The organism is Butyrivibrio sp. WCE2006 (assembly GCF_000701985.1).
In the GTDB taxonomy this organism is placed as follows: Bacteria; Bacillota; Clostridia; order Lachnospirales; family Lachnospiraceae; genus Butyrivibrio.
This window is the reverse complement of record NZ_JNKH01000078.1, coordinates 1-4,456: the sequence shown is the minus strand read 5'-3', so window position 1 is coordinate 4,456 and position 4,456 is coordinate 1. Positions and strand designations below refer to the sequence as shown.

The 4,456-nt window shown below is 37.1% G+C and carries 6 protein-coding genes and 1 pseudogene; 1 reads left to right on the top strand and 6 read right to left on the bottom strand.

Going from position 1 to position 4,456, the window contains the following annotated elements:
• Positions 1–154 precede the first annotated feature (154 nt).
• The gene (locus T501_RS21900; protein ID WP_170832732.1) at positions 155–319 is read left to right on the top strand and encodes a hypothetical protein; all 165 of its coding nucleotides are present in this window, start codon (positions 155–157) and stop codon (positions 317–319) included.
• 160 nt (positions 320–479) lie between these two features.
• Here the strand turns inward: T501_RS21900 and T501_RS19205 are convergent, their stop codons facing one another.
• From T501_RS19205 to T501_RS21895, 6 genes and pseudogenes are all read right to left on the bottom strand, one after another.
• Positions 480–1,817 (bottom strand): 5-methylcytosine restriction system specificity protein McrC, encoded by a 1,338-nt coding sequence (locus T501_RS19205; protein WP_044917113.1) that lies wholly within the window; start codon positions 1,815–1,817, stop codon positions 480–482.
• Positions 1,818–3,302, bottom strand: a complete 1,485-nt coding sequence (locus tag T501_RS19200; protein ID WP_050008421.1) for an McrB family protein — start codon at positions 3,300–3,302, stop codon at positions 1,818–1,820. It abuts the gene before it with no gap.
• Positions 3,303–3,308: 6 nt separating this feature from the next.
• A complete protein-coding gene (locus T501_RS19195; RefSeq protein WP_197028007.1) occupies positions 3,309–3,554 on the bottom strand; it encodes a helix-turn-helix domain-containing protein in 246 nt (81 codons plus the stop codon).
• 197 nt (positions 3,555–3,751) lie between these two features.
• Complete coding sequence (locus tag T501_RS21670) at positions 3,752–3,892, bottom strand: hypothetical protein (RefSeq protein WP_156094531.1); 141 nt, start codon at positions 3,890–3,892, stop codon at positions 3,752–3,754.
• Positions 3,867–3,962 carry a DUF6462 family protein gene (locus T501_RS23065; RefSeq protein ID WP_442856398.1) on the bottom strand — a complete coding sequence of 32 codons (96 nt, stop codon included), beginning with the start codon at positions 3,960–3,962 and terminating at the stop codon, positions 3,867–3,869. Before T501_RS23065 ends, T501_RS21670 begins: the two co-directional genes overlap by 26 nt.
• Before the next feature lie 279 nt (positions 3,963–4,241).
• Positions 4,242–4,456: pseudogene (locus T501_RS21895) on the bottom strand (IS630 family transposase); the annotation flags it as partial.

The window sequence follows — 4,456 nt, the reverse complement described above, 5'->3', positions numbered from 1 at the left end:
GAATTGCGCTTTAACCACAAACGTGTTTCTCTCGAAGACTTATATGAAAAGGCAATGGGAAAATGCCGTCCCAAAAGCAGAGCTCCATCCTCAAAAATCAGTAGTGTTCCCTCGTATTCCTGCGCATGATAAAATCATGCTAGGAGGAACATCCATGGCCAGTAAAGAACTAATAGCAAAGCTTAGAGAGAAATACATCCAAAACCCGCCGGAAGGCATGTCGGCGAATGAAATCCGCGAGATGGATGATGAAGACCTTCTCGACATGGATTACTTTATGCATGAAGATGATGAATTCTTTGATGAGGTAGATTGGTAATTCAAAACCAACATACCTCCGCTTTGCGTGGCCCGGTCTTGCCGGGCCTTTTAATTCAAGTTTTCGCCGCCAAGGCGAAATTTCCTATTAAATAAAAAAAGAGACTATGTTCGATCTGAACATTGCCTCTTTCTCCTTACATTTGAGTTACACTTGTATCCTACGACATTATATCCTTGAGTTTCATTACCGTTTCTTCCTCTTTTTCATCACAAAAAGGGATTCCACACAAAAAGATCCGCACATTTGCTGAAGAAAGTGGTGTCTCAAAAAGTGTTTCATACTTTTTAAATTCTGGTGCCGGATAAAACAACATTCCTTTTTTATTGTCAGCTGGTTCGAATGCGCAATATGCAACTATTTGATGAAGATCTGACCTAAAGGTTTCCTTTAATAACTCTGAGTCACTATCATAAGAATACAAATGAGCTTTATATTTAGCATCCGCAAATACGATTCCATTACTAATTACTGAAACCATGTCCGGCTCAAGATACTTAAGCCCCCACCTCATTCTGTCTCCCCGCGCATGAATTTTAGGATTATTATATTCTCTACCTGCTAATTCCTCAGTGCTCTTCTTGAGCAGATACTGAGCGTATCTCTCAAATATTTTGGACATGTCCATTCTCCATGCTGCACAGGTTGTCGAATTTTTATGTATTATTATCTCAGCTTGTCTCTTAAGTCTCTTTATGCAATCCGGATCTTTAGCATGAATAATAATTTCTTGGGTAGGCTCAGGTTTAATATTTCTAACATTATATATAACTGTATTTAAGTATCTTTGATACCCCACTCTAATATCCACAGGCACAGCCTGATCATTTAATACCTCACAAGCCAGGTTTAAAACATAAACCAGTTCCTGCCACTCTTTATGATTAGTCGAAAGAACATTTCTCCTCGATGGATACTCAAGCCTTTTCTTAGGATCATAAGAGTTTTTTGCATACTCGTTCCAGTCCGTTCCGCTACTAGGTTTTTTTAACGGCTCTTTTATGTTCTCAAATTTTCTCCATCGATATCTATAAGCCTCTTCAAATAACTTTATGTACTCCATCGCTTCATTAAAGATTGGTGGTTTCAGTTGAAACGGTGAATTCAAGTATCGGTTATTCATATATTCCAATTCATCGGAATAATCTATTTTATCTAGTATTTTAAACAGCTCTGCATAGCCATCTTTTTTATTCTCAAATCTTGGAAGAATCTGAATATCCTTTCTTGAAACTCCATCATATGGCATTCTGACTGGTATAGCTCCCACATATCCAGAAGTAATAAACTTTATCGATATACTCTTACCGCTTCCACTTACTTCAACACGAATTCCAGCAAAATCGAAGACATCTCTATTTATATCAGCGAAAGTTTGTATACTTGATTCTAGGTATCGATAATCACTTTTCTTATCAAAAAGATCTTCATGAATTTGTCGATCCGTATATATCTTTGACTCAGATAAGCACGGCATTTGAAGGAATATTTTACCCACTTATTTATACATCTCCTCATGAATCCAGGTCCTAAAGTAACGTATAAAGCTGTCCCTCGCTCTAGTCAAAAAGCCATCTGCCAAATATTCTTTTACTAATGGCATTACCTCATAACGCAACCTTTCTTGTAGTTCAGTGTTCTTATCAGTTACGATGTAATATGCCTGCCCAGGCATTAGATTCAGCTCTTCGTCTGACGCATACTTATTAAAGATATCTTTCATATCTGCAAAAGCTTCCTCACAAAAATGATATCCTTCATCAGCTTTTACTATATGCGGAACCATAGTATACCACGCAAACCTTCGTCTTAATGCAAAATCTATACCACCTAAGCTTCTATCAGCAGTATTCATTGTTGCTATAACTCGAAGATTATCCGGAAGTTTACTCAAACTCAATCCCGGACATACCTCAATATTTACATTTGACTCATGCATTGTTGGCTCAAATAAATAAAAAATAGGTCCAAGCACATTAGACAAATTTGCTCTATTAATCTCGTCTATTATTAAATAGACTTCTTCATTTTCATCCTTAGATCCTATAGCTTCTTTTATCGCTTGAACAAATACTCCAATTACTTCCTCATACTCTATATAATCCTTTTTATCCTTGTTCTCTTTGCCAACAGCAGGTCTTATTCCATAAATAAAATCACTATAAGTAGTTTCTGCATGAAACTGTGTAAAGAAAACTTTTTTTCCTTTAGTAAGCTTTTTCGCCATACGGGTTTTCCCTGTACCTGGCGCGCCTTGGAGTACTACATATTTTCTTGACTCGATCAATTGACTGATCTTTTTAATTTCCTCAGCATCATTTATTTCATCTTTCTTAGAATTATGGAGGATTTCTTTAACTACTTTCCTTTGATCTTTATTAGATGGCCATGATCGCATATCAGCATATGCTGCAATAAACTTTTCTAGCATTTTCTTTGTTTCTTCTTCATTATGCGGATCAAAAAAAGAAGCCACCAATATAACGTTTTCATACTTCTTGAAAGAATTTCGTAAGGTTTCTGGAATTCTATCTGGTTCATCGCTATTCGTTGAACCCATGTTGTCATCTTTCACTTCACAAAAATCTTTGAATCCATCCCTAGACTGGATGTCAGTAAAATCATTTTTAATAAAAACATCATTCAAACCGAGATTCATGAATAAACGCTTCGTTCCAGGCAAAGCGGCTATGTCATAATCATCTCTATAACCAAGTGAACCAAACACCAAAGAAACCATGCACCTGTCATTTTTATCTTCCTGTTCATTACTCAGAAAGACAACCAGGCTTAAGTCATGATACCCACCAGAAGGCTCTTCCCCTTCTTTAATCAATCCGAAATATGCTCCTTCCTTCGGGAATCCACTTGTATCTTTATCATAATTCCTTCGAACATATTTTTTTATGTTTCTCGATTCTCCACCAACACTGCTTACAATTCCATCGAAAAGAGTTTGTATTGCCTTATAATTTTCATACATAACTTCTTATCTCCTTGCATTTTTAGAAGTACGTTCTACATTTTCTGTTTCGCTCATTAGTTCAGCTAATGATATTCCAAATCCATCAGCAATTTTTTTAATGTTCTGTATAGATATATTCCTCTTCCCTGCCTCTACTGATGCATAATAAGTTCTATCCATACCAATCGAAAGTGCAAACTTTTCTTGACTAACCTGCATTTGTTCTCTCTGCCGTCTGCATGCCATTCCAAAACACACTTGAATCATCATTGTGAACCTCCTATTTTGAGGTTAATATCGTGATGTATTTGTAACAACGGACTATAAGTCACATATCAAAACCCATCATCTGTTTAATTTAGATTTACGCTCACAAAGCCGAAACATCATAATTACATATATTTGCAAACAAAAAAGGAGGGCAGCCTCACATTTGCAAAGCTGCCCTTCCCATCAAAACTCACTATTTAGTTAAACGGAATCACATCCAGATCCGGCAAATCGTTGAAGCCATCGTTAGCATCACCGGTCTGATCTCCGGAACTCTTGCTCTCGGCAAATTCCAGGTTCTCTACGATTACATCAGTGGTGTAGATCCAGATCCACAAGGGCTGTTTTCCGAAGTGAAATATTGGCTCCAGCTTCTTTGCACATGACTACAAATGACCAGTAGGCCATGCTATAGAGCCAGGCTCCATTCTGATAAGTGCAGTACCGGTGTTTTTTACCGGCAAGATACTTTTCCAGATCAATTGGTGGGGGATTTGCTTGATTCATCCGTAACCTCACTTTCTTTAGCTACGAGATGCAATAAGAAGATTTGAAAGATTTTTTGACAACAAAAAACCACATCTTCTCGTCGTGAGAAATGTGGTTTTTAGTCAAAATTTATATGAAACGATTACTCCTCTAGTGTCGTGGCAAGTTCACAATTAATTTAATCTCCAAGCCTGAGATTTACTCAAGCTTAGGGTATAAGGAAATCAGTTTTATCCTTGCTTTATCATTAGTGAACTGCCAATTAACCTTTGCCTGCTTGGCATTACGTTCTGACTCCCATGCTGAGAGTTCAGACTTAAGCTTGTCAATGCTTTCAATTCTTCTTGATAGGCATTGTTTTGTCATTACATTTAATTCAATCTCAGCAATGTCCAGCCAGCTTCCGTGCTTTG

Coding starts and splice junctions, on each gene's coding strand:
- T501_RS19200 (WP_050008421.1), bottom strand. CDS start 3,302: ATGTATGAAAATTATAAGGCAATACAAACTCTTTTCGATGGAATTGTA.
- T501_RS23065 (WP_442856398.1), bottom strand. CDS start 3,962: ATGGCCTACTGGTCATTTGTAGTCATGTGCAAAGAAGCTGGAGCCAAT.
- T501_RS21900 (WP_170832732.1), top strand. CDS start 155: ATGGCCAGTAAAGAACTAATAGCAAAGCTTAGAGAGAAATACATCCAA.
- T501_RS19195 (WP_197028007.1), bottom strand. CDS start 3,554: ATGATGATTCAAGTGTGTTTTGGAATGGCATGCAGACGGCAGAGAGAA.